This is a genomic window from Altererythrobacter chaiwopuensis, assembly GCF_054957755.1.
The window spans coordinates 1663717-1688043 of the sequence record NZ_JBTXJG010000001.1 but is presented as its reverse complement, the minus strand read 5'-3'; the positions used below and the strand labels follow the sequence as shown (position 1 = coordinate 1688043).

Below are 24327 nucleotides of genomic sequence, written 5' to 3'. Positions count from 1 at the left end.
TGCACTGATCCGGCGTAGCCTCACGGGTCGCGGACTATCAACAGAGGGGACTAGATATGATCCGCAAGCTTACAATTGCCTTAGCCGCAGCTTCCATGGCACTCGGCGCAGCCCCGGCATTTGCCCAGGACGAGCCCGATGAAGCGCGCACTACCTACAGAATCGAGTACCTCAAGTTCAAACCGGGTTCTGGCAACCGCTGGAATGAACTGGGAGAGAAGTATTTCGGTCCGGCGACCGATGAAGCAGGTCTCAAACGTCCAACCGTGCACTGGCTGATGGGCGGCCCCTGGGACATCATGATGGTATTCGAAATGCCGCGCGGCATGGCCTCGCTAGATTCCCACGCCTCGCCCGAACAGGCGGCGTTCCGCAAGGCACTGATCAAGGTTGCCGGAAGCGAGGAAGAAGCCAAGAAGATATGGGAAGAGGACGAAGCGCTCATTGCCAATTCGGTGACGACCTTCAGCCACACCCACCCGTGATGCGATACTGCACTTGATCGCAGGCAGATGATCAGACACAGGGGCGCCATTCCCTAATTGAGTGGCGCTCCTGTTCCATGTCCGATGCCCTGACTTTCGAAGCCCGCCTGGCACGTGCCAAATTCCGCGCCTGGCATCGCGGCACGCGCGAAGCCGATTTCATGGTCGGCGGGTATTTCGACCGATACCATACTGAATGGAACGAAGCGGAATTGCGCTGGTTCGAAGCGTTGCTCGACGAAGACGATGTTGATGTAATGGCCTGGGCTCTGCAAACCGCGCCGGTGCCTGAGCGATTTGCCGGCCTGCTCATGGAACTTATGCAGCGGCTTGATTATGTCGATATCCCGCGCTGATCGGTTGATATCCCATGCCTGACTTTTCTCGCGTCCTTTCGGCTACGAAGCCGCTGACACTCGCTTCGGTCGCGCGCGGCGCGCAGCCATTGGTAATGAGCGACCTGGCACGAGCAGCCAAGACGCGCGCGGTGTTCATCGCGCCCGACGAGGCCGCAATGCGCGCGGTGGCCGACGCCGCACAGTTCTTCGCCCCCGAGCTTGAAGTGATCGAGTTTCCGGCCTGGGACTGCCTGCCTTATGACAGGGCCAGCCCAGCCCTTTCGGTAAGCGCCAAACGGCTCGCGGCGCTGCACCGCCTGCAAGCTGGCGGGGCAGGTTCGCAACTGCTCGTCACCACCGCCAATGCGGCGCTCCAGCGTGTGCTCACTCCGTTCCGCATTCGCGAGAGCGTTCGCGAATTCAGGCCGGGCACAACGATCGGGCATGCCAGCCTTTCCGCGCTTCTCCAGCGGCAAGGCTATTCGCGCACCGATACAGTGGTGGACCACGGCGAATATGCGCTGCGCGGATCGATCGTCGACATCTTCCCCTCCAGTCTCGAACAGGGCCTGCGGCTCGATTTCTTCGGCGACGAGATCGAAAGCTTGCGCCTTTTTGATCCCGGCACACAGATGACGGTGGGCACGCTCGACGAACATTTGCTGCTTCCGGCAAGCGAAGCGCTGCTTGACGAGGGTAGCATCAAGCGTTTTCGCGGCCGTTATCGCGAACTGTTCGGCGCGGCTTCAACTCAGGATCCGCTATATGAAGCTGTCAGCGAAGGGCGCCGCCTCGCCGGGATGGAACACTGGCTACCGCTGTTCGAAGATCGACTGGCCACCTTGTTCGACTATCTTTCGCCCGACGATGTGTTGGTCATCGACAATGGCGCGATGGGCGCCGCAGATGAGCGATTCAGGGATGTCACAGACTATCACCATGCACGTCAGAAGGTAGCTGGCCAGGCCGCTGGTAGCTATCGCCCGCTTGCCGAGGACGCGCTCTATCTCGGCAAGGATGAGTTTGACGCCAAATTGGTGGATCATGGCGTTCATCGCAGCGTGATCTTTGCCGAACCGGAAAGCGATGGCGTGATCGACTTCGGCTTTTTGTCGGCGCGCGACTTTGCACCCGACCGAGCGCGCGGTGACAATGTTTATGAGCTGGCCGCGAAGCATCTTTCGGCGCTTGGAAAATCGGGTAAGCGCCCCCTGCTCGCGGCCTATTCAACCGGCAGCCGCGCGCGCATCGCCTCAATCCTGGGTGAAGCAGGTTGCAGCGTAAAGCTGGCTGACAGCTGGCAGGAAGCACTGGGATTTTCGGCCAAGGGTCAAGCCGTTGCCATGGTGCTTCCGCTGGAAAGCGGCTTCGCCAATAGCGAGCTGGAATTGCTCACCGAACAGGACGTTCTGGGCGATCGGCTGGTTCGTCGCCGAAAACGGCGCAAGGATTCGGACGCTTTTCTGGCGGAATTGCAATCGCTCAATCGCGGCGATCTGGTGGTCCATGTCGAACACGGGATCGGCAAATATCTGGGGCTTGAGCCCATTGCCGTTGGCAAGAGCCAGCACGATTGCGTGATGCTCGAGTATCGCGGCGGCGACAAGCTCTACATCCCGGTCGAGAACATTGACGTCCTGTCGCGCTATGGTTCATCCGAAGACGCGGTGATGCTTGACCGGCTCGGAGGCGAAGGTTGGCAGAAACGTCGTGCGCGGCTGAAAGAGCGCATCCGCGAGATCGCCAGCGAACTGATGCAGATCGCTGCACTGCGCGCATTGAGAAAGGCGCCGGTACTCGAACCCGAACCGTCAGCCTACAACCAGTTTGTCGAGAAGTTCCCGTGGGAAGAAACCGACGACCAGGATGCGGCTATTTCCGATGTGCTGCACGATCTGGAAAGCGGCAAGCCGATGGACCGGCTGGTGTGCGGCGATGTCGGTTTCGGCAAGACCGAGGTTGCGCTGCGAGCAGCCTTTGTCGCTGCGATGAGCGGCCAGCAGGTCGCTGTGGTCGCTCCAACCACCCTTCTGGCGCGCCAGCATTACACCAGTTTCGCCGAGCGTTTTTCCGGCTTCCCGCTCAAGGTCGGGCGGCTCTCGCGTCTGGTCCCGGCGAAGGAAATGTCAGACACGCGCGTGGGGCTGGAGAAAGGCGATGTCGATATCGTGATCGGCACCCATGCGATCCTGTCGAAAAGCACCAAGTTTCGCAATCTGGGGCTGGTGATTGTCGATGAGGAACAGCGTTTCGGCGTCACCCACAAGGAACGCTTGAAGGCGCTGCGCACCGACGTGCATGTGCTGACGCTTACCGCCACGCCTATTCCGCGCACCTTACAGATGGCAATGACAGGGCTGCGCGAGCTTTCGACCATCCAGACCCCTCCGGTCGACCGATTGGCCGTGCGCACTTATGTGATGGAATGGGACGACATGGTGATGCGGGAGGCGCTGCTGCGCGAGCACCATCGCGGCGGACAGAGCTTCATCGTGGTTCCGCGCATTTCAGACATGGCCGAGGTCGAGGAGTGGCTGCGCGAGCACGCCCCCGAAGTGAAGGTCATCTCCGCTCACGGGCAGATGAGCGCCAGCGAAGTGGAAGAGCGCATGAGCGCTTTCTACGACCGCAAATATGATGTGCTGCTCTCGACCACCATCGTCGAATCCGGCCTCGATATACCCAGCGCCAATACCATCATCATCCACCGCGCCGACCGGTTCGGCCTGGCCCAGCTCTATCAGCTGCGCGGACGCGTAGGGCGCGCAAAACTGCGTGCCTATGCCTATCTCACCTATGAAAAGGGTGTCCAGCTTTCAGAAGTGGCTGAAAAGCGCCTGAAAGTATTGGGCGATCTTGATTCGCTTGGCGCTGGATTCCAGCTTGCCAGCCATGATCTTGATATCCGGGGTGCCGGAAATCTGCTGGGAGATGAGCAATCGGGCCATATCCGCGAGGTTGGCTTCGAGCTTTACCAATCAATGCTCGAAGACGCGATCCTGGCGGCAAAGGCGGGGGAAACGGGCCTGTCGGCAGAACGCGACACTCTGAGCCCGCAGATTACCGTCGACGCACCGATCATGATCCCCGAAGATTATGTGCCCGATTTGGCGGTGCGCATGGCGCTATACAGGCGTCTCAACGATGCCAGAGACAAGGCAGAGATCGAAGCGCTGGCGGCAGAGATGATCGATCGCTTCGGTCCGCTGCCCGCCGCCACAGCTAACCTCGTTCGGCTGATCGAAATCAAGCACCAGGCGATCCAGGCCAACATCGCCAAGATTGACGTTGGTGCACGCGGGACGCTGGTAAGCTTCCACAAGGATGATTTCCCCGACCCCGCAGGCCTGCTTGCCTATGTCGAACGCTTGCAGGGTACGGCCAAGTTACGACCTGACATGAAACTGGTGATCAACCGTGCCTGGGGCGATCCACAAAGCCGCCTCAACGGGCTGATCCAGCTTACCAAGGGATTGTCGAACATCGCCAGAAAGGCGACCAAAGCGGCCTAAGCTTCAAGCATTGTCATTAGCGCAGCGCGGGTCAGCGGCTTTGCGCCTAGATAGCCCTGCCAATAGGTACAGCCCTCCTCGATCACCGCATCACGCTGTGATGCTTCTTCGATCCCTTCGGCCACGACATCGAGTTCAAGTGCCCCTGCCAGTGTTACGATCGCGCGCAGCACAGCCCGATCACGCTCACTTGTCGCAACGCCCTGCACCATCGAACGATCGAGCTTCAGTGCATCGAGCGGCAGGCGCTTGAGATAGTCAAAATTACAAAATCCTGCACCAAAATCGTCCAAAGCGATGCGTAGCCCATGGTCCCGCAAGGCTACCAGCCGGCGCGCAGCGAGATCGAGATCGTCCAGCAGCAGCTCTTCGGTGATTTCCAACGTCACTTGATGCGGATCCAGGCCGCTCGATGATAGCTCGGCTATCACCCGGGCCACAAAGCCCTCCCCCAACAATTGCCTGGAGGTCACGTTGAGCGACAGGTCCAGCCCAATTGGCCATTCCCCTGCCTGCCGGATCGCCAGCGAGAACACATGCCATGGCAGTTCGTTTGCAAGCCCGGCCGCGGCAGCAAGCTCAAACAGTTCATGTGCACTGATCTTGCCATATGAGGGGTGTATCCACCGCGCGAGGGCTTCTGCGCCGATCAAGCGACCGTTCGCGCAGGAAAATTGCGGCTGAAACCGGATCTCGATCTGGCCAAGCCGCAACGCCAGCTCAAGTTCGTCGGCTAAAGTTCCAGAAGACTGCGCAAACAGGAAAGTTTTCGGCTCTGAGTGCCTGGTTCGGTCGAGTATCGCCATGTCCGGTCAGTTACACCCCGCAGCGAAAGAGCGCCCGCAAAGAATCGCATCCGTTGAAAAATGGCACAACCCGCCATAGAGAAGGCAACCGGCAAGCGGGCGAAAGGGACAACCACTTGGCCAAGATTCAGGAATTACAGCGCATTGCCTTGATCGCTTCGGATACGGAGCGGGCACAGGCAGCCTATGCCGAGCTCTTGCCTACGCGCGAATGGACTCCGCTCGAGCAGGCCGATGCGGTAGTTGTTCTGGGCGGCGACGGTTTCATGCTGCAGACCTTGCACGCCATGCTCGACCGGGGGCGGGTGATCCCCGCCTACGGCGTCAATCTCGGCACAATTGGTTTTCTCATGAATCGCTATCGCACGGGCATGGACGTGATGAAGCGCCTGGCCCGCGCCCGTGCCATTGCGATCGCTCCCCTGTGCATGGATGCCGTAACGCAGGACAATGGCACGCATCGCTTTTTTGCCATAAACGAAGTTTCACTGCTGCGCGAAACTCGCCAGACTGCCAAGATCGAAGTGGCCGTGGATGGCAAAGTGCGCATTCCCGAGCTGGTCTGCGACGGCGTGCTGGTTTCGACGCCGGCCGGCTCGACAGCTTACAACCTCTCGGCCAACGGCCCGATACTCCCGCTAGATTCGCAATTGTTGGCGCTCACGCCGATCAGCCCGTTTCGCCCGCGGCGCTGGCGCGGGGCCATCCTGCCCGATCGCAGCATGATAAAGATGACGGTACGCGAACCCCGCAAGCGCCCGGTTTCGGTCGTTGCCGATCAAAAGGAAGTGCGCGATGTCGCCGAAGTCTCGCTCGCCATTGCGCGCGAATGCGAATTGACCCTGCTTTTTGACCCCGGCCATGCACTTGATGAACGGATCGTGGCAGAACAATTCGTTGTCTGACCTTGCCCCGCTCGGGGTGCATATTGGCGCCCATCGGCAAAAGTCAAAACAGCCTCTTGCCAAACGAATCCGGCACCCATATAGGCGCACCCCTGCCGATAAGGCTGCTCCCCGATAGCTCAGCGGTAGAGTAGGTGACTGTTAATCACTTGGTCGTTGGTTCGAATCCAACTCGGGGAGCCATTTCGCGGGATTGATCGCGTGGCAGGCTCAAAGCCCCCACAGCAGCCGTGCCCCCACCCACATCACAAGTGCCGCCGTCAGCCAGCGAATTGCGCGTTGCGGCAGAAACCGAACCGCAATCAGGCTGCCGATCTGCCCGCCAATCGCCACTGCCAGCAGTAGCGGCAACCCGCCACCGATCGCCTGCCCAAACATTTGCGGCCCGTTCTTGAGCAATTGCCCGGCAAGCCCGAACAGCGAATTCACCAGGATAAAGAAACTGGCAGTAGCCGCGATTGCGCGCGCGTTGTTCCAGCGCGTCAGGTGCAGCAGCGGAGCAAGGAAAATTCCGCCACCAATACCCACCAACCCAGCCAGATAGCCAAGGGGCACAGCAGCGAAGGGAACCATGCGCGCAAGGGGGTGTGCTTCGCCCTTGGACGCATCGGAAATGGGCAACAGCATGGTTACGCCGGTCAGCAACAGGCTCGCGCCCAGCAGGGTCATGAAAGCCTCGCGCCCGATCGGAGTAAGTCCGCCCAGCAGGGCAGCAGGAGCTGCCAGCCCGGTAAGCACTATCGCGCCGCGCCAAGGCGTCACTTTGGCCCGGGCGAAACGAACCGAACTGCCAGCAACCACCACGATGTTGCAGGCCAGCGCCAATACGGGGAGCAGCCGGTAATCCAGGCCAGACAGCGCCAGCAGCGCGGCATAAGTCGAGCCCCCGCCGAACCCCACTGAAGCATAGAGAGCCGCAGTTATGAAAAATGCAATCACGAGCAGGGGCATGCTGATCCACTAGTGAACGGGGCCATCCAGTGCTAGCCAATACTGGTCGAATTCAGGAAGGTTTCGGATGCAGATTGATTTAGGGGCTCAGTTGGCTGCTGCTGGACCAGGCGAAGCAAGGATCATCGGAGATATCACGGCTGACGCCTTCCGCAGCGATCCCTTCAACAATTGGTTGTTTGGCAATTACGACGCGATGGCAGTCGCCTTCCACGGGCTGGCACGGCACCTCTATACCAAACGCGGATTTTGTTACCGGCTGGGTGACCAAGGGGCGGCAATGTGGATGCTGCCTGGCGGGAACAGCAACCTGCCGCCTTCAGCCTTGCCTGCCGTATTGCATGCGGTTCTTCGCAGTTCTTCCGGCGGTATGAAGCGAATCATGCGCACGATAGATGCGATGGAAGCGCATCATCCCAAATTTCCGCACGCTTACCTTTTCACCATCGGTGTCAGGCCCTCCGCCCAAGGCAAGGGCCTGGGTCGCGAACTTTTCAAACCGATGCTCGCAGCATGTGATCGCGAAGGAGTTCCCGCTTACCTGGAGAACTCCAACCCTGAAAATAGCGGCTTTTATGGCGCACACGGGTTCGAGCGGGTTGAGATGATCCATCCCATCGAAGGATGCCCCCCGCTCGAAGCCATGATCAGGCAGCCGCGCCCGCCTGCAAGCTAGAGTCAGGACTCATTAAGCGCCAGCGCGCGGCCCTGCAGCGCCGTGGCAATGCTTGTACTTGTTGCCCGAACCGCAAGGGCACGGCGCATTGCGGTTGACATCCATGTCGGCAAAAGGATTGTCGGCATTCGAACCGCCAGGGCCAAAGGCCGCTCGCGCGCTACCGGCGAGCGCCCCGAACAGGGCCGGCCGCTCATCCGAGCCATCACCGTCATTCGAATCATCGAGCCCAGTGAACGGATCGATATGACCGGTAAGAAAATCGGGCAGATCGGGCAGTGTCCTGGACTGGGGCTGCTGGATCCGCAGCTCGGACTTGATCAGGATTTTGGTCACGTCTTCGCGCAAAGAGTCGAGCATCAATTCAAACAGGCCGAACGCTTCCTGCTTGTATTCATTGATCGGCTGCTTTTGCGCGATCCCGCGCATCCAGATCACCTGGCGCAGCGCATCAAGCGTGGCGAGGTGTTCCTTCCAGTGATAATCGAGCCGTTCGAGCAGCACCGACTTCTCGACCTGGCGCCAGATGTTGACGTCAGCGTCGGCAATCTTGCGTTCCATGACTTCATTGGCGGCTGCCAGGATCCGTTCTTCAAGCAGTTCCGGCTCGACGTGGTCTTCCTCCAGCCAGCTCTCGATTGGCGGGGTAAGCCCAAAGACTTCCTCGACCTTTTCCTTCAGGCCTTCAATATCCCATTGCTCGGGATAGGAACCTGGAGGGCATGCCTCGCCGACAATCGCGTTTACGGTGTCATGGCGCATGTCATCAACGACGTCGTCGACCCGCTCAGCCTCCATGATTTCGCCGCGCTGTTCGTAGATTACCTTGCGCTGATCGTTCATCACGTCATCATATTGGACAACCTGCTTACGTACTTCGTAATTGCGCGCTTCAACCTTTTTCTGCGCGGTTTCAATCGCCTTTGAGAGCCATTTCGAACCGATTGCCTCACCGTCTGCAAGGTTTGAATTCATCATCTTCGAGAACAGCGTATCTGGCCCGAAAATACGCAGCAGATCGTCTTCCAGGCAGAGATAGAAACGCGACAGGCCCGGATCGCCCTGGCGGCCGGAACGACCGCGCAGCTGATTGTCGATGCGGCGGCTTTCGTGGCGTTCAGTTCCAAGCACGAACAACCCACCCGCGTCGAGCACCTTCTGCTTTTCCGCTGCGACTTCGGCCTTGATGCGATCGATTTCGAGCTGCCGCCTGGGATCGTCTTCGGCAATGTCTGCCAGCTCGTCGCCTATGCGGAATTCAACATTGCCGCCCAGCTGGATGTCCGTACCGCGGCCCGCCATGTTGGTGGCGATAGTGACAGCGCCCAGCCGCCCGGCCTGCGCCACAATACGCGCTTCACGTTCATGCTGGCGGGCGTTGAGAATCTCGTGCTTGACGCCTTCCTTGTCGAGAAACTGGCTGAGCAGTTCGGACTTCTCGATCGACACTGTGCCCACCAGCACAGGCTGGCCAATTTCGTTCTTTTCCTTGATCGCCTTGGCAATCGCGCCGAATTTGTCGAGCGTGTTCTTGTAGAACTCGTCTTCCTCATCGATCCGCTGGACCGGAACGTTGGTCGGGATTTCGACCACATTCATCTTGTAGATGTCCCAGAATTCGGAAGCTTCCGTGGCGGCTGTGCCGGTCATACCAGACAGCTTGGGGTACATGCGGAAGTAGTTCTGGAAGGTGATCGAAGCCATGGTCTGGTTCTCGGGCTCGATCTTCACCCCTTCCTTGGCTTCAACCGCCTGATGCAGGCCGTTCGACCAGCGGCGGCCATCCATCATGCGCCCGGTGAATTCATCGATGATAACAACCTTGTTGTCCTTCACGATATAATCCGTGTCGCGCTTGAACATGATGTTCGCTTTCAGCGCCTGGTCGAGGTGGTGGACCACCAGCGTGTTTTCGATGTCGTAAAGGTTTTCGGTCTGCAGCAGCCCCTTGGCAAAGAGGATCCGCTCGATCTCGTCAGTCCCCTCTTCAGTCAACTGAATATTCCTGGTTTTCTCGTCCTTTTCGTACCAGTCTTCGGGGATCTGCTTTACCACTTCGTCGAGCGCAACGTAGAGATCAGACTTGTCCTCTGTGGGCCCAGAGATGATCAGCGGCGTGCGCGCTTCGTCGATCAGGATCGAGTCAACTTCGTCAACGATCGCAAAATTGAATGGCCGCTGCACCATCTGGTCACGCGAATGCTTCATATTGTCGCGCAGGTAATCGAAGCCGAGCTCGTTGTTGGTGGCGTAGGTTATGTCGGCATTATAGGCTTCGCGGCGCTGGAATTCGTTGAGGTTGGGCACAATCACACCTACCGTGAGGCCCAGCCAGCCATACAGCTGGCCCATCCATTCGGCATCGCGCTGGGCAAGATAATCGTTCACGGTAACGACGTGCACGCCCTTGCCTTCGATCGCGTTGAGATAAGTCGCCAATGTCGCCACAAGCGTCTTGCCCTCGCCCGTCCGCATCTCCGCAATTTCGCCGCGGTGGAGCACGATGCCGCCGATCTGCTGGACATCGAAATGCCGCATCCCGAGAACCCGCACCGAGGCTTCGCGCACGGTTGCGAAGGCTTCGGGAAGGATATCGTCGAGCGTAGCTCCATCGTCGAGCTGGCGGCGGAACTTATCGGTCTGGGCCTTCAGCTCATCATCGCTCAACGCCTGAATTTGCGGTTCGAGAGCGTTGATTTGACTGATAATTTTTCCGAGTGACTTGACGTAACGGTCATTCGAAGAGCCGAACAGAGATTTGGCAATGGTCTGAAACATGGAGACGGTCCTGACGGGACTTGAATTGTGTGAAGTGCAGCCGCACGCCCATTGCGCCGGCTGCCGGAACTACATCGGGGATATGCTTGGTTGCGCGCTATTCGTAAGCGCGATCAATCCCGTAAAGCACAGGAGGCCGCACTACGCGGCGTGCCCGCTTCGCGGGCTTCTGCGATTTGTCGCCCTCGTCAGCCTGGCTACCAGCTTCGTCACGATGGCACGTGCGGCGATCATCGCCGCTGGCGTCAGCCATGTCGGCAGTAACACCGATCTCGCAATCGAGCATGTCGGCAATCGACGCATGCGCAGGCGCACTCACGGCCACAAGACCGGTAAGGAGCGCTAGACAAGCAAGCATGCGACGTAACATGCACCGTAAGATATGTTGTCTTGTGCCCTTCGTCCAGTTCGAAAGGCAGATTTACTGTGCGACCCAGTCGCGCTAGCGCGAAATCATGGACATCGAACCTTCACCGCTTACCCGGCCCTTCCCGCAAGACATTCCCGAAATTGCCGGGGTAACGCTGCGCGTCGCGCGGGCTCGGTACAAGAACTGGGACCGGGCCGACCTGACCTATGCCGAGCTGGCGGAAGGAACGAATGTGGCCGGGATATTCACGCAAAGCGCCTGCGCGTCTTCCGAAGTCGAGTTGGGCCGCGAGCAGGCGAAACTCGGCCGCGCCCGGGCGCTGATAGTCAATGCAGGCAATTCCAATGCATTTACAGGCTATCGTGGCCGCGAGGCAGTGGAACAGATCATGGGGCAAGTCGCAGAGCATATCGGCTGTGAACCTTCCGACGTCTTCGTCTCTTCGACGGGCGTGATCGGCGTCCCCCTGCCAAAGGACAAGGCACGCGCAGGCGTGGCAGCTGCGCTATCGGCCGAACCGTGCAGCTGGGAGGAAGCGGCCGCAGCAATCTCCACCACCGACACTTTTCCAAAGGGTGCCCATGCCAGCGCAATGCTGGGCACGACACGTGTCGAGCTGGCTGGGATCATCAAGGGATCCGGCATGATCGCGCCGGATATGGCCACCATGCTGGGCTATATCTTCACCGACGCAGCGGTGGAACCAGCCTTCCTGCAAGAGTTGCTGTCGCGCTCCAATCGTGAGACCTTCTCATGCATCACCGTCGATGGCGATACCTCTACCAGCGACACCGTGCTTGCATTTGCCACGGGCAAGGCGGGCAATACCCCGCTTGCTTCGTACGGCGATCCGGGCGCAGACGCCTTCGCGGCGGCGCTCACCGATTTGTGTCGGCAGCTCGCGCAGCTGGTGGTGCGCGACGGAGAAGGCGCGAGCAAGTTCATCACCATCCGCGTGTCGGGCGCGGTTTCGGATGAAAGCGCGCACCGCATCGCGATGAGCATCGCCAACTCACCGCTGGTGAAGACGGCAATTGCCGGCGAAGACGCCAATTGGGGCCGCGTGGTGATGGCGGTGGGCAAGGCAGGCGAACCGGCAGACCGCGACCGGCTTTCGATCGCCTTCGGCGGCGTCTGGACCGCGCGCAACGGACTGCCAGTGGAAGGCTATGACGAAGCGCCGGTTGCCGCCCATCTCAAGGGCCAGGAGATCGACATTGCGGTCGAACTCGGATTGGGCGAGGGCCGCGCCGCGGTGTGGACCTGCGACCTCACTCACGGCTACATCTCGATCAACGCCGATTACCGCTCGTGAACGAAGTCGACGCTTCCATCCTCGCGCTTATGCGGGATGTCAGCGAACGGGTGATTCTTCCGCGCTTCCGAAACCTCGCGCAACACGAGATTGGCGAGAAGGCAGCCGACGATTTCGTTACGGTAGCCGATCATGAAGCAGAAGAGTTTCTGGCAGAAGGTCTGGCACAGATTGATGCCGCGCTGGCGATGGTTGGTGAGGAGGCCTCGCATGCGGATCCAACGCTGCTGGGCAAATTGTCGGAGGATTGCTGGATCGTCGATCCGATCGACGGTACGCACAATTTTGCCCACGGCAAACCACCGTTCGGAATCATAATCGCGCAAGCAAGCGGCGGCGAATGCCAGTCTGGCTGGATTTATGACTGCCTGTCAGGCCGTTTCTGCCATGCGCACCGCGGCTCGGGCGCGTTCGTGAATGGCGATCGCATTCATGCCCGCATCACGGGCGAAAACCCGCCGGTCGCCGCGATCTCGCGGATTTTCCTGACCGACGAGCAGCGCGCGCTAGTCGATGCACGGCTGGCCCCCCATTACCGGTTGGTTGACATTCCGCGCTGCGCAGCAGAGCAATATCCGCGTCTGGCGCTGGGCGAGAATGACATCTCGAGTTTCAAGCGAACCCTGCCCTGGGACCATGCCGCAGGCGTTTTGTGGCTCAATGAGGCAGGCGGCAAGGCTGCACGGATCGACGGTAGCGCCTACCGAGTTGACGAGCATGACAGGCCGGGCCTGATTGGTGCATCAAGCCCGGCTATCTGGGATGAATTCGCCAAGCGGGCGCTTAGCGACTCTTAAGTCTTAGAGCGCACTTTCAAGCCACTGCTTGAGCGCGCTCTTGGGGCGCGCGCCAGTTAGCTCGGCAACCTTCTGTCCACCCTTGTAGAGCGCGAGGAAGGGAATGCCCTGCACTCCAAGCTGCCCCGGGACACCGGGGTTTTCCATGATGTCCATCTTGGCGATGGTAACCTGATCGGCCAGCTCGTCGCTGATTTCTTCGAGCGCGGGCGCGATCATCTTGCAGGGGCCGCACCAGTCAGCCCAGAAATCGACCAGCACGGGCTTGTCGGACTGGAGCACATCGTTCTGGAAGCTGGCATCGGTGACCTTTACGGTTGCCATGGGGAATCTCCTGAATTTTCGTTGGACACTACCTAGGAATTTTTCCGCGTCACTCAACGCCTGAAGGTAAAAAGCTTTGCTGCGCGGTCTGGAAGGCCTTTTTGTGTAACCTAATAAGCGATTGGGGCAACTCGAATATTTCTGGTGTCTGGGTGTAGAGCACCGCCGCGCGGATTTCGCGCTCGGGATATATCTTGCCCAAGGCGGTGACATAGGCGGCCATTTGCCTCAGCGTGCTTTCGGGAATTTCTTCGAGCAAGGTGGGCGGGCGGCGCGCAGTCTTGAAATCGACCACGGTCACACGCTCCTGCGTCACTAGCAACCGGTCGACTGTACCGGCCACCACTTGCCCCTCCACCACTGCGGCGAGAGGAACCTCGGCCAGAGAACCAGGCCCGAACACGTCCGCAAAACCGGATTGGTCGAGCACTTCAAGCGCGCGATGAGCGATCTCCTGCCGATCCGCCTGATCCAGCTCGCGTGCCTGCCTCGCCAGCCAGCTCAGCGCAGCATCGGCTCGCTCGCCAGGTTCAACCATCGGCAATCGTTCCAGCAGGCTATGTATCAGCAATCCGCGGCGCGCTGCTTCGCGAGCAATTTCTGGTGGAAGCGGCGGATTACTGCCCTGCTCCTCACCAGCCGAACTCGGTGCGAGCGGGCGCGGCGGGCGTGGTTCGGGTCCGATCGGCTGATGCAGCCACGCAGGTCCCTCGACCTGCACCTCCGCCTGGGTGTCTGGTCGCGCCTCTACTTCCCGTCCGCGCTCGCCCCATTCACGGCGCGCGCCCCACAGGTCGTCCTCCAGCGCATCGTCGCCGAACAGAGGAGCGAGCCGGGCATACCAGCTATCTGCCGGTGGCCCGTTCTTCGCCTTCGGACCAAGCGAGCCGCCTATGAACAGTGCCTCTTCCGCGCGTGTCATTGCGACATAGAGCAGCCGCCAATGCTCCTGAAGCTCGGTTGCCTTGGCGGCTTCATAGGCTGCCGCAATTCGCCCGGCCTGTTGCTCCTTGCTGACAGCAGGCAATGGCACTTTTCGTACCAGATCGTCGCCATGACCTGGCACTTCCTCCGCCAGGGACAGATCACGCACCCGGCCTGGCTCACTGGTCGCATCTGCGAGTATCACGATCGGCGCCTGGAGGCCCTTGGAGCCGTGCACGGTCATTACCCGCACAAGATCGGGGGCATCGTCCGGATCACGCTTGAGTTCGCCCTCGCCCGCATCGAACCACTGGATGAAGCCTGCCAGGCTGGGTGTATGCACACCCTCATAGGCGAAAGCCGCGTTGAGCAATTCATCGATCGGGTCATTGGCTTCGCGCCCCAGCCGGGCAACCAGCCGCGCGCGGCCTTGCCACGGCCCGACCAGCACCCATTGCAGAAGCGCCTGGGGCGTTTGGAAATCGGCCAGCGCCAGCAATTCGCGCAATTTGGCAACCGTCGCCTGCACCAATGGCGCAGCGTGATTGCGCAGATGGTGCCACAGGTGCTGCTGCTTCTCGCGCGGGACAAAAGCCAGCAAATCATCCTGCGTCCAGCCGACCAACGGCGAGGAGAGCAGGTTCGCCAGTTCGAGATCGTCGAGCGGTTGAGCGGCAAACCGCAGCGCCGACATCAAATCCTTCACCACCAGCGGCTCGCCCAGGCGCAAGCGGTCAACACCTGCCACCGGCACTCCGCACGCATGGAGTCGCGCCACGATCAGCCCGGCAAGATCCTTGCGGCTGCGAACGAGGATCATGATGTCGCCCGGGCGAGCGTTGCGGTGCTCGCCCTTTTTAAGCGAGAAAGGTTCTACGCCTTGAGTCCAGCGGGCTACCTGCCGAGCGATCTTTTCAGCCATCTGCCGATCATGCTTGGCCAGCCAGCTTTCCTTGCCTTCGCTTTCCGGCTCGCCATCGTCTTCCCCGCGCTGGTCATGGACCGGGTTCCACAGTGTTACGAGGCCGGGACGCGGCTGCCCCACATGCGGATGATGGTCATCGCTAAGGCCCAGTTCCGAAGGTCCGATAGCCTCGATCGCATGGTCGACGAATTCGAGCACCGGGATCGCGGTCCGGAAGGACTGCCCAAGGTCGAGATCCCGCAAGTCCCGGCGCACGCGGTTCACGCGCACAACCTGCGCGTTCTCTTCCGCAGCTTGCATCGCCGCCTGCACCCGTTCCTTAGCGGCGCGAAAATTCTCGGGGCTGGTCCCCTGAAAGCCGAAGATCGCCTGCTTGTAGTCGCCCACGGTGAAAATGGTGCGGATCTTGTCGCCGGACGCGCCCTCGCCCGAAAAGAAATCGTCGATCAACGCGTCGATGATGCGCCATTGCGCTTCATTGGTATCCTGTGCCTCGTCGACGAGTATATGGTCGAACTGGCGATCGAGCTTGTAGCGGATCCAGTCGCCTGCAACCTGCTCCTTGAGCAATTTCGCCGCGCGTTCAATCAAATCGTCAAAATCCAGCAGCCCCTCACGAGCCTTCGCCGCGTCCCACCGCAGCGCAAATGCGCGCCCAAGTTCGAGCGCGGGAGCGAGGAAACCGGCGAGTTCGAGCAGGGTGCGGAATTCGCGGATCAGGCGAAGGTTCTCTTGCACCTTCTCGATATGCAGCAGGTAATCTGGATCGCGCTTGAGAATATTATTGAGCTGCTTCGGAGCATCGGACGTCTTGGTGAACAGACCTTCATAAAGCGTATCGAGATTGTTGGCACGTCCCAACGGGTCGAGTGCAAGCCAATTATCGATAGCCGTAGTTCCGTCTCGGCCTGTGACGGTGTCCCATGCGGCCAGCGTTTGCTTGCAACGCATAAGGCTCAAGGTGTCGAAGGTATCATCATCGCACATTTCGGCAACATGAGCTTCACTCGCGTCACTCGGAATTCCCAGCAATTGCCGCACCTGGGGCGCCATCGGCGGTTGCCAGGCTAGCCGCCCTTCCCACAGCTCGCGCGCGCTGGCGCAGCGCATCAGCCATGCCTGCAGCGCGTCCGCGCCCTTGGCGATGGTGAAGCTCTCGACCGCTTCAAGCGTGGCAGAGTCGCGAGCCTGCTCCGCCTCGACCAGCATGTCTCCCAGAACCTGGCGCGAAAGCAGATGCCGCTCGCGGTCCTCGATCGGCCGCATACCGGGAAGCAACCCGGCTTCGTTCGGGAAATTCGCCAGCAACCATTGCGAGAATGCGTGGATCGTATCGATCCTGAGGCCGCCGCCCGGGCAATCGAGCACGCTGGCAAACAGGGTGCGCGCGCGGGCGCGGGTTTCGGGATCGTTAGGCGCCCCGAGATGGATCATCTCCTTGCCAAGTGTCGCCTCGTCGATCCGGACCCAGCGGGCAAGCACATCGTTGATGCGGTTCGCCATTTCCGCCGCACCCGCCTTGGTGAAAGTGAGGCACAGAATCTGCTCCGGAAGCACATCGGGGCGCAGCAACAGGCGCAGCACCCGCGCCGAGAGCACCTGCGTCTTGCCCGTCCCGGCCGAGGCGGACAGCCACACGCTCTGTTCGGGATCGACGGCGGCCCGCTGGTTGCCGTGGAGCGGATGGACGATGCCGCTGCTCATGGCTCGCCCCCTTCATCGGCGTCGGCCAAGCGGATCTGCCATTCCTCAAGCCGCATCAGCTGGTCATAGTCATGGTAGCCGGGATAATCTGGGTTTAGCCGTGCGGTGAAGGGATCAGCACCCTTGATGAATTTGGTGATGGCTTCGCGCAGGAACTGCTCATGCCTGGGCAGAAACTCTTCGGGAACCAGACCTTTTTGCTTCCTTCCGGTTTTCAAAGGCTCATCCCAATAGCCAAAGCCTCCATCGTCATTCTTCGCCAGCGACCAGTATTCAAATCGGGATGCATCGCCTGAAAGCCCCTTGAAATCTCCCTCGCGCGCGATCAGGCCAAGAATGCCGAGTTGCAGCGCAAACCCCTTTTCGACCTGGGCAGCAGTGGGCGGCTTGCCGGTCTTGTAATCCACGATCGCCAGCGTTCCGTCAGCCAGCCGGTCGATCCGGTCAGCCCGGCCATAGACTTTCACACCGTCGAACAGCATCTCGCCTTTCCGCTCGACGGCAATCAGCTTGCGGTCAGTCTGCACGGCAATTTCGCCCGCCACCCAGGCCAGCCCCTGGCGGATGCGCGGGCGCCAAAGCCCCCACATCAAAGGGTGGATATTCGCCTCACGCAGCAGATCATCGGCCACTTGCAGGATATCGGCATCTTCGCCCTTGAGCCGCGCCTCGTGCCACCTCTGCAGGATCGCATGGACCTGTGTTCCCTGCCACGCGAAGTCGCGGCCTGGATCGGCGTCGAGCGGGTCAAGCTTGCGCAGCGCAAGGATTTCCTGCGCGTAGAACTGATAGGGATCGCCCAGCAACCGGTCGAGCCCGGTGACCTTGATCGGCACGTCGCGCAGCCTGGCATCGGGGCACGGTTCGGGCCGGGGATAGGGCTCTGCGGGTGGCACCTGCCTGTCAATCAGCGCGGCAAGCGCCGGAATCTCGCGCTCCCGGTGATCCTTCGTGCCCTCGCCCAGCAGCGCCTGCACCCTCAGCAGGAAGCGCGAAGGGATGGTCGGCCCGTCCATGTCGCGGATTGCGCGCGTCAGCACCACTTCGGGCGCACCCAACGCGCTTGCAAGGTCGTGGGCCGCCAGTCCGATGCGGAATTCCGGCCCCGGCATGCCGAGCGCACGCAGGATTGCCGGTGCCAGTAGTGGCTCGGGCGACGGCGTCTGCGGCCATGTCCCTTCATTGAGCCCGCCGCAAATCACCAGGTCCGCCCTTGTCATACGCGATTCGAGCAGGCCATAGATCGCCACCCGTGGATGCCCGCCATAGGGCGGCCGCACCGCGACCTGCGCCATCGCATCGCGCATTATGGCATGCAGCTCGATGGGATCGACAACTGTGCCTGCCTCGCGCGAGTGCAGGCGCAGTTCCTCAACCAGCCGCGCCAGTGCCCGGCCATCCTCCTGCGCCCACAGGCCCTCGCCCGCCAGTTCTTCACCAACGCCCGCCAGCGCATCGAGCGCATCGGCGAGCGACATTTCGCTTCCGGGAAGCACCCTGAGCGGCTCAATCAGGGTTTCGACGCCTTGCCACCATGTTTCGACGCCAGCGCCGCGCGCGATAACCCGCAATGCCTCAAGCCCCGGCGCGGGGCGCGGCCCGCGCAGCTCGCGTTCGAATGCACGGAGAGCCTCAAGCCACGGCCGTCGACCCTCGCCCCGGCGGACCAGCGGGTGCGCCAGCGCGGCGATCAATTGCACTGGTGCCGGTCCCTCGCTCATCAGCTCGGCCAATTGCAGCAGCAACCGCCCGGCGGCCGTCAGTGAGAGCGGCCGTCCCGCGCTATCGTCTGCCGCGATATTCCAGCGCGCAAGGTGCTGAACCACGCGGCGAGCCAGTGCCCGATCGGGCGTGACCAAGGCAATCCGCTTTTCCGGCACTTCGAGCGCCGCACGGATCATCAGCGCGATTGCCTGCGCTTCTTCCTCACTGGTCGCAGCGGTAAGAATGCGCACTCCAGCAAGGCGTCGTTTCGACGCATCCAGCCCGGCCCAGACCTTGCTTGCCTCGGGCGGGAGAAAGATCGAGGAAATCGCATGGCTGCGCTCTGGCGGGGCGGCGCCGATACCCTTGCGATGCCAGGGGCGCACTTCGCCGCGCGCCACGCCCATGCGGTTGAGCAGCAGCTTCAAGTGGTATTGCGGATGGGTGGCTGCCTCATTGCGGGTGAAGGCGGCTTCTCCCGGCTCAGGTGCATGACCAGCGCGCCCCAGCTCATCCCAGGTCGTATCGTCCATCGTCAGGTCAAAGTCGGGCAGGATCACTGCGCCCTGCGGCGTCTCCGCGATTACCCGCAGCAAGCGCGCCAGCGCAGGCGATGCGCTGGTGATGCCCGCCGCCACAATCGGGGTTGCGGGAGAATTTGCGCGCCAGCGCCGCGCCGCGTGATCAAATAAAAGGTTTCGCCGGGTCGCCAGGTCAACCTCTCCGCGATCGGCCAGCCGCGCTTGCCAGTGCGCCTGCACCACTGCGAACAGCCGCGTGCTGTCCTGCCAGTGCCGCGCAAGTTCCTTGCTCGCTCCAACCACCTGCTCGCTGAGCAATTGCTCGAAAGTGATTTCCTCCGCCAGCAACCGGTCCATCGTTCCGCCCAGCTCGCGGGCCAATCGAAGCAGTCCGGCGCTGCCTGGCAACTGCCTCTTTTCCGCCGCCATCGCTTCGCGCAGGATCGCCGCCAGTTCGAACCAGCGGCGCGTGGGATCGGCTGCTGGCGGGATATCCTCGGCCCCGAGGGGATCGAGCGCTGCACCAAGTGCCTCGTCAAGCTCGACATCGCCCACCATCACCATGCGCGGCATCAGCAGGCCTTGCACGCCGATCTCGCCCGCATGACGAATGAACGCTTCGCTGACGCTGCGCGCCGCACGGCTCGAAGGAAGCAACAAGGTCAGCCGGGCAAGGCCCACGTCACTCTCTGCATAGCGCGGTACCAGTCCGGCAACCAGCGCATCGGCAAAACCGCGATGCGCGGCAATTGAGAATACGTCAGGCTTGCCCCGCTCACCCACGCCCGAGCGCTTCCTCGGTCGGCGCAATCGCCTCAGGCGTACCCACTTCGTACCATTGGCCGGTGAAGGACGTGCCGTACAGCCGCCCTTCCTCTATTGCCCGGTTCCACAGGATATTTGTCGAAAATGGCCCCTCCGGCGCGTCGCGCAGCAATCGGTGCGAAACCAGCTGGATGCCGGTGAAGATGAAGGGCGCTATGCGGCCCGGTGCACGGCGCCTGAGCTGCCCGATCTGGTCCATATCGAAATCGCCGGGACCGCTGAAGTTCATTGCCCGCGCATGCGGCACCACCAGCAGCAACGCATCCATTTCGGCTGGATTCCAGCGCGCAGACAATTCGTGGAAGGCGTTGCGTGGCCCGTCGAGCCAGATATTGTCAGCATTAAGCGAGAAAAACGGATCGGGCAGGTCAGGCATTGCTTTCAGCATACCGCCCCCGGTTTCGAGCAGCAGGCTGCGTTCATCCGAAATACTGATCGCTGGCGCGGCACGTTCACGCAAATGCGCCTCCAGCGCATCAGCAAGGTAATGCACATTGACGATGGCGCGAATGATCCCCGCGTCGTGCAGCCGGTCGAGCGCATGGTCGATCAAGGGTTTGCCAGCCACGCGCACCATCGGCTTGGGCCGGCTCGCGGTCAGCGGCCGCATACGTTTGCCCAGCCCGGCAGCGAGCACCATCGCCGTATCGCTCGCCAAGGCGGTCATGCGATCTTTCCGCCGCCGTGCTTACGCAATTCTGCAGGAATATTCGCGTCGAACCAGCGCGCGACCGGCTCCAGCGCATCATGCGCAAGATCGCGCTCCATCAGCGCCCAGACGCGCGGGATCAGGTCCAGATAGCGCGGCTTTCCGTCACGTTTATACAGTCGCGCAAAGATACCGACGATCTTGGCGTTGCGCTGTGCGCCTAGCCGCGCATAGTCGGCCTCAAAATCAGACCCTGCATCAATTACCGCAAGATAGCGATCGAGCATTGCCCTCTCAAGCTCTGGTGCCACGTCGCGCCGCGCGTCCTGCAGCAACGAGACGAGGTCGTAGGCAGGGTGCCCCACCAACGCGTCCTGAAAATCAATCAGGCCTTGCGCCCCACCCTCGCGAGGATCACCCAGCAGCATGATATTCTCGGCGTGATAATCACGCAGCACTGTCACGCCCGGCTGCTGCCGCGCAAGCAAGGGCTGGGTCACCGCCTCCCATGCTCGCCGGTAGCCGGCAACATCAACCTCGATCCCCACAGCAGGGCAATACCACTCTGTGAAAAGAGCGGCTTCGCGGGCATAGGCCGCCATGTCGTATGGCAGGAACGGCCCCGGCGGCTGGCGGTGCAGCTCTACCAAAGCATCAATCGCGCCTTCATAGGACGCTATTTCACCCGAAGGATTGGCATCGATCCAGTCACGCATGCGGTCATTGCCGAAATCTTCCAGCAGCACCCAGCCACTCGCCACATCCGCAGCGTAGATCTCTGGCGCCCGCGCATTATGTGCAGCGAGGTAGGCAGCGACGTCGAGAAAGGGCTGTGGGTCTTCATGCGGCGGCGGAGCATGCATCAGCATGGCGCCTTCATCGCCCTTGCGAATGCGGAAGTAGCGCCGGAACGAAGCATCGCCGGGGATCGGATCGATATGCGAATTGCCCCACCCGGCAACGCCAAGAAAGGCTTCAATTCCAGCTGGAAGTTCACTCATGGCATGCGCTCTAGCCAATCGGTACCCGGCTCGACAATTGCCCGCCGTCCCTGCCCCACAGTTTCAAGTGTGATTTCGAGACAGGCTGGCTCTTGGCCAAACCCGCCTGCATGTGCTGGCCATTCCGCGATGAGTGCAGCGCCTTCGCGATATTCGTCAAGCCCCAGCTCACGCAGCTCGGCCGGGTCCTCAAGGCGATAGAAATCGGCGTGCACCACCGGCAGCCGTAGCGGCGGCGCTGCATAGGTTTCGATGATCGTGAAAGTGGGTGATGGCACCTCGCCCGAGTGCCCCAGCGCCTTGAGGATAGCACGCGCCAACGTTGTCTTGCCGGCGCCCAGATCGCCCTCGAGTGCGACCACATCTCCGGCCCGCAACCTTGCACCAATTCGCGCTCCAAACGCCTCCATCGCAGCAAGGTCGGGAAGATCGACTGTCACGGCAGCAAGATCATCGCCGTGGTGCCCTGCCCCTTTCGGCTTTCCAAACTAAGCGTGCCACCATGCGCCTCGACCAGCTGCCGGGCGAGCGGAATGCCGAGGCCTTGACGCCGCTCTACCTTGCCATCGGGCAACACCCGCAAGCCTTCCTGCAGCCGCTCAAGCTCTTGAACAGTCATGCCCGGCCCATTGTCAGATACCACGATCCTGGCGCCTTCCCTTGTGCGCGCAATGTCAACCAGGATCTTCCCGCCCTTGCCCGTCGCCGCAATCGCATTGTCGAGCAGTTGGCCGATCGCGCGGCCCAGCTGGCGTCTGTCGCCCTCTATCGCGCCACCAGGATTTCCGCGCAAGTCCAGCGAAAGGCCCGCAGCCGAAATCGCCTGTTCGCGTTCACGCACAATCTCAGTCACATAAGGCAGCAGTTCAAGCCGCTCCTTCGAGATCGGTAGCAATCCCGCCTCGCTCTGCGACAGGTCGAGCACGTTCTCAACCTGTTCAGTCAGCCTTGCAACCGACGCCAGAATAGCTTCGACATACTCCTTCATCTGGTCGTTCACCGGCCCGGCAGCGCCGCTCTGAATCAGTTCGGCAAATCCACCTATCGAAGTCAACGGGGTGCGGAATTCATACGACATGTTGGCGAGGAAACGCGTCTTTACAGCATCGGCTTCTTCCAGCGCCTGGTTGCGTTCGCGCAGCGCGGTTTCCGCCATTTGCGAATCTGTAATATCGAGCACGGTCAGCAATCCATTGCCATCGGGCAATGGCACCCCGGCAAATTCGAGCGTCCGCCCGTCAGCGAGTTCGACCCGCCCGCCCTTTTCGCGCCGATCGAGCGTGGCTGCGCGTACGATCTCGCCAATCGCCTTGACCTGTTTTGGCCGTGCAAGATTGGGCGCAATTGCTGCCAGCAACTCATCTGCGGAAGGGTGATTGTCCAGAAGCTCCGGCTCAAGTCCCCAAGTTCCGGCGAAACTGCGATTCCACACTTGCAGTGACCCATCAGGCGCAAAGACAGCTAGCGCTTCGAACAGGCTGTCGAGCATCGCGGTGCGGGTACGCAGCAGCGTATCGCGCGTGGCCGAGAGCGCGAGCTGCTCGGTGCGGTCTTCTGCGAACAGTACCAGCCCACCGTCGGGCATCGGCTGGGCGACGATCCGCAAATGTTGCCCGCCCGGCAACGGCCAGGCCTCTTCCTGGGCCTCGCGCGCGCCAAACCATTCGACATGTTCGCGCCGCCACGCCGGAAAATCGCGCACCTCGGGTGTGCGGCGTTTCTCTCGCGCGTCACTGAGGAAGCGATCGAATGGTATCGCCTCACCAACGATGCCAAACGGCAGATCGAACAGGCGCAGGAACGGGCGATTGGCAAAAACCAGCTCGCGCGCGGCATCAAACTGCGCCACGCCCGATGATAGCTGGTCCAGCATCGCGCGCTGCGCTTGGCGAAAGGCGCGAAATTCGCGTGCCTGTTGCTCCATTTCCTCAATGTCGATGGCATAGCCGGCAATACCTTCCTCGCCGATCGGCAGGTCACTCACCCGCAGGCTGCGCCTTTCGCCATGAATCGTTGCCGGAACCGTGCGCTCGCGTATCTCGCCCTGCTCCGCCGCAAGCCGTGCAATGTCGCCCGCAGACTGACCCTGCTCGGGCTCAAGCAATTCGATCTGCTTGCCAACCACTTCATCGGCGCTTTGTGCGCCGACCGCTTCGACATAGGCGCGATTGACCAGCCGCAGACGCAAATCGCGCCCGCGGAACCACATCGGAATTGGTGCGGCTTCGATCAGCCCAACCAGCGCGGTAAAGTCACCTTGGGCCTGAGCCGCTTCTTCGCGCAGGCGCGCCAGCTCACCCTCGCTTTCGCTGAAATCGAAGATCCAGACTAATGCTGCGCCGCCGGGCGCCACACGCGGATCGGCCAGCGTCCCGCGAAAGGCGAAGCTGCGCCCGGTTCCTGCCAGGCTGGCCGATAGCCGAAACGGTGCTGCCGTCTTTTGCGTACGCTGCACAGCTTCGGAAAGCTGCTCGAGTTGGGCGGGATCAAGTCCAAATCCGTCAGCACCGCAAAGTTCGCTGAGATATTGTGGTGCCCCCTCCAGCCCAAGCCAGCCCGCTAACCGATCATGCACTTCGATACGTCCGTCGGCACGCACCAGCATCGGAATGGCGGGCGCTTCGTCGAGCATTCCGTTAACCCGCGCAAGCGAACGCCGCATTGTTTCGTAACGGCGCAATCGCTGGGCCGTACGCAGCATGATCAGCGCCGCCGCAACCGTCCATGCGGCGAGCAGCAATCCAATCAATGCCATAGCGGTGGACGAAAACTCCATCCTATTCAGCTATGCGCGGCGCGGGCCGGATGCAACGCCCC

General features: G+C 61.2%; 18 protein-coding genes and 1 tRNA gene. 8 read left to right on the top strand and 11 right to left on the bottom strand.

Going from position 1 to position 24327, the window contains the following annotated elements:
• The first annotated feature begins 56 nt into the window (after positions 1–56).
• The 3 genes from ACX2DJ_RS08340 to mfd all read left to right on the top strand — a co-directional run bounded on the left by ACX2DJ_RS08340 (position 57) and on the right by mfd (position 4335).
• Positions 57–485 carry a hypothetical protein gene (locus ACX2DJ_RS08340; protein ID WP_462572018.1) on the top strand — a complete coding sequence of 143 codons (429 nt, stop codon included), beginning with the start codon at positions 57–59 and terminating at the stop codon, positions 483–485.
• A gap of 77 nt (positions 486–562) precedes the next feature.
• Positions 563–841 (top strand): FAD assembly factor SdhE, encoded by a 279-nt coding sequence (locus ACX2DJ_RS08335; RefSeq protein WP_462572016.1) that lies wholly within the window; start codon positions 563–565, stop codon positions 839–841.
• Between the two features lie 14 nt (positions 842–855).
• On the top strand, positions 856–4335 hold the full coding sequence (mfd, locus tag ACX2DJ_RS08330) for a transcription-repair coupling factor (RefSeq protein WP_462572015.1): 3480 nt from the start codon (positions 856–858) through the stop codon (positions 4333–4335).
• Here mfd and ACX2DJ_RS08325 read toward each other — a convergent pair.
• Positions 4332–5141, bottom strand: coding sequence for an EAL domain-containing protein (locus ACX2DJ_RS08325; protein ID WP_462572014.1), 810 nt, complete (start codon positions 5139–5141; stop codon positions 4332–4334). The two genes, mfd and ACX2DJ_RS08325, sit on opposite strands and share 4 nt — an antisense overlap.
• Before the next feature lie 116 nt (positions 5142–5257).
• Between ACX2DJ_RS08325 and ACX2DJ_RS08320 the strand changes: the two genes are divergently transcribed.
• Both ACX2DJ_RS08320 and ACX2DJ_RS08315 read left to right on the top strand, forming a co-directional pair.
• Complete coding sequence (locus ACX2DJ_RS08320) at positions 5258–6046, top strand: NAD kinase (protein WP_462572013.1); 789 nt, start codon at positions 5258–5260, stop codon at positions 6044–6046.
• A gap of 108 nt (positions 6047–6154) precedes the next feature.
• A tRNA-Asn gene (locus tag ACX2DJ_RS08315) sits at positions 6155–6229 on the top strand.
• Positions 6230–6256: 27 nt separating this feature from the next.
• Here ACX2DJ_RS08315 and ACX2DJ_RS08310 read toward each other — a convergent pair.
• Complete coding sequence (locus ACX2DJ_RS08310; RefSeq protein ID WP_462572012.1) at positions 6257–6997, bottom strand: sulfite exporter TauE/SafE family protein; 741 nt, start codon at positions 6995–6997, stop codon at positions 6257–6259.
• A 67-nt stretch (positions 6998–7064) separates the two neighbouring features.
• Between ACX2DJ_RS08310 and ACX2DJ_RS08305 the strand changes: the two genes are divergently transcribed.
• Positions 7065–7673 carry a GNAT family N-acetyltransferase gene (locus tag ACX2DJ_RS08305; RefSeq protein ID WP_462572011.1) on the top strand — a complete coding sequence of 203 codons (609 nt, stop codon included), beginning with the start codon at positions 7065–7067 and terminating at the stop codon, positions 7671–7673.
• Between the two features lie 12 nt (positions 7674–7685).
• Here ACX2DJ_RS08305 and secA read toward each other — a convergent pair whose 3' ends face one another.
• Both secA and ACX2DJ_RS08295 read right to left on the bottom strand, forming a co-directional pair.
• Positions 7686–10451: a preprotein translocase subunit SecA gene (secA, locus tag ACX2DJ_RS08300; RefSeq protein WP_462572010.1), complete on the bottom strand. Its 2766-nt coding sequence runs from the start codon at positions 10449–10451 to the stop codon at positions 7686–7688.
• Positions 10452–10548: 97 nt separating this feature from the next.
• The gene (locus ACX2DJ_RS08295) at positions 10549–10770 is read right to left on the bottom strand and encodes a hypothetical protein (protein WP_462572009.1); all 222 of its coding nucleotides are present in this window, start codon (positions 10768–10770) and stop codon (positions 10549–10551) included.
• 136 nt (positions 10771–10906) lie between these two features.
• Between ACX2DJ_RS08295 and argJ the strand changes: the two genes are divergently transcribed.
• Both argJ and ACX2DJ_RS08285 read left to right on the top strand, forming a co-directional pair.
• Positions 10907–12136 carry a bifunctional glutamate N-acetyltransferase/amino-acid acetyltransferase ArgJ gene (gene argJ, locus ACX2DJ_RS08290; protein ID WP_462572008.1) on the top strand — a complete coding sequence of 410 codons (1230 nt, stop codon included), beginning with the start codon at positions 10907–10909 and terminating at the stop codon, positions 12134–12136.
• A 29-nt stretch (positions 12137–12165) separates the two neighbouring features.
• Positions 12166–12933, top strand: a complete 768-nt coding sequence (locus ACX2DJ_RS08285; RefSeq protein WP_462572573.1) for an inositol monophosphatase family protein — start codon at positions 12166–12168, stop codon at positions 12931–12933.
• A 3-nt stretch (positions 12934–12936) separates the two neighbouring features.
• Here ACX2DJ_RS08285 and trxA read toward each other — a convergent pair whose 3' ends face one another.
• Genes trxA through ACX2DJ_RS08250 form a run of 7 tightly spaced genes read right to left on the bottom strand, consistent with a single transcriptional unit; the run spans position 12937 to position 24286 of the window.
• Complete coding sequence (gene trxA / locus ACX2DJ_RS08280) at positions 12937–13257, bottom strand: thioredoxin (RefSeq protein WP_462572007.1); 321 nt, start codon at positions 13255–13257, stop codon at positions 12937–12939.
• A gap of 49 nt (positions 13258–13306) precedes the next feature.
• Entirely contained in the window at positions 13307–16810 is a 3504-nt protein-coding gene (addA, locus tag ACX2DJ_RS08275) for a double-strand break repair helicase AddA (RefSeq protein ID WP_462572006.1), read from the bottom strand.
• Complete coding sequence (addB, locus tag ACX2DJ_RS08270) at positions 16807–19818, bottom strand: double-strand break repair protein AddB (RefSeq protein WP_462572005.1); 3012 nt, start codon at positions 19816–19818, stop codon at positions 16807–16809. The genes addA and addB overlap by 4 nt, the downstream gene beginning before the upstream one ends.
• Positions 19811–20527 carry a nucleotidyltransferase family protein gene (locus ACX2DJ_RS08265; protein WP_462572004.1) on the bottom strand — a complete coding sequence of 239 codons (717 nt, stop codon included), beginning with the start codon at positions 20525–20527 and terminating at the stop codon, positions 19811–19813. Before ACX2DJ_RS08265 ends, addB begins: the two co-directional genes overlap by 8 nt.
• A complete protein-coding gene (locus tag ACX2DJ_RS08260) occupies positions 20524–21510 on the bottom strand; it encodes an aminoglycoside phosphotransferase family protein (protein ID WP_462572003.1) in 987 nt (328 codons plus the stop codon). Before ACX2DJ_RS08260 ends, ACX2DJ_RS08265 begins: the two co-directional genes overlap by 4 nt.
• Positions 21507–21950 carry a tRNA (adenosine(37)-N6)-threonylcarbamoyltransferase complex ATPase subunit type 1 TsaE gene (tsaE, locus tag ACX2DJ_RS08255; protein ID WP_462572002.1) on the bottom strand — a complete coding sequence of 148 codons (444 nt, stop codon included), beginning with the start codon at positions 21948–21950 and terminating at the stop codon, positions 21507–21509. The genes ACX2DJ_RS08260 and tsaE overlap by 4 nt, the downstream gene beginning before the upstream one ends.
• Positions 21947–24286, bottom strand: coding sequence for a PAS domain-containing sensor histidine kinase (locus tag ACX2DJ_RS08250; RefSeq protein ID WP_462572001.1), 2340 nt, complete (start codon positions 24284–24286; stop codon positions 21947–21949). Before ACX2DJ_RS08250 ends, tsaE begins: the two co-directional genes overlap by 4 nt.
• Between the last annotated feature and the right edge of the window lie 41 nt (positions 24287–24327).

Bases quoted from the DNA above. Each gene is read 5' to 3' on its own strand.
- ACX2DJ_RS08305 (WP_462572011.1), top strand. From the start codon at position 7,065: ATGCAGATTGATTTAGGGGCTCAGTTGGCTGCTGCTGGACCAGGCGAA.
- ACX2DJ_RS08340 (WP_462572018.1), top strand. From the start codon at position 57: ATGATCCGCAAGCTTACAATTGCCTTAGCCGCAGCTTCCATGGCACTC.
- ACX2DJ_RS08250 (WP_462572001.1), bottom strand. From the start codon at position 24,286: ATGGAGTTTTCGTCCACCGCTATGGCATTGATTGGATTGCTGCTCGCC.
- ACX2DJ_RS08265 (WP_462572004.1), bottom strand. From the start codon at position 20,527: ATGACCGCCTTGGCGAGCGATACGGCGATGGTGCTCGCTGCCGGGCTG.
- addA (WP_462572006.1), bottom strand. From the start codon at position 16,810: ATGAGCAGCGGCATCGTCCATCCGCTCCACGGCAACCAGCGGGCCGCC.
- trxA (WP_462572007.1), bottom strand. From the start codon at position 13,257: ATGGCAACCGTAAAGGTCACCGATGCCAGCTTCCAGAACGATGTGCTC.
- mfd (WP_462572015.1), top strand. From the start codon at position 856: ATGCCTGACTTTTCTCGCGTCCTTTCGGCTACGAAGCCGCTGACACTC.
- ACX2DJ_RS08335 (WP_462572016.1), top strand. From the start codon at position 563: ATGTCCGATGCCCTGACTTTCGAAGCCCGCCTGGCACGTGCCAAATTC.
- ACX2DJ_RS08260 (WP_462572003.1), bottom strand. From the start codon at position 21,510: ATGAGTGAACTTCCAGCTGGAATTGAAGCCTTTCTTGGCGTTGCCGGG.
- secA (WP_462572010.1), bottom strand. From the start codon at position 10,451: ATGTTTCAGACCATTGCCAAATCTCTGTTCGGCTCTTCGAATGACCGT.
- ACX2DJ_RS08325 (WP_462572014.1), bottom strand. From the start codon at position 5,141: ATGGCGATACTCGACCGAACCAGGCACTCAGAGCCGAAAACTTTCCTG.
- ACX2DJ_RS08310 (WP_462572012.1), bottom strand. From the start codon at position 6,997: ATGCCCCTGCTCGTGATTGCATTTTTCATAACTGCGGCTCTCTATGCT.
- argJ (WP_462572008.1), top strand. From the start codon at position 10,907: ATGGACATCGAACCTTCACCGCTTACCCGGCCCTTCCCGCAAGACATT.
- ACX2DJ_RS08285 (WP_462572573.1), top strand. From the start codon at position 12,166: ATGCGGGATGTCAGCGAACGGGTGATTCTTCCGCGCTTCCGAAACCTC.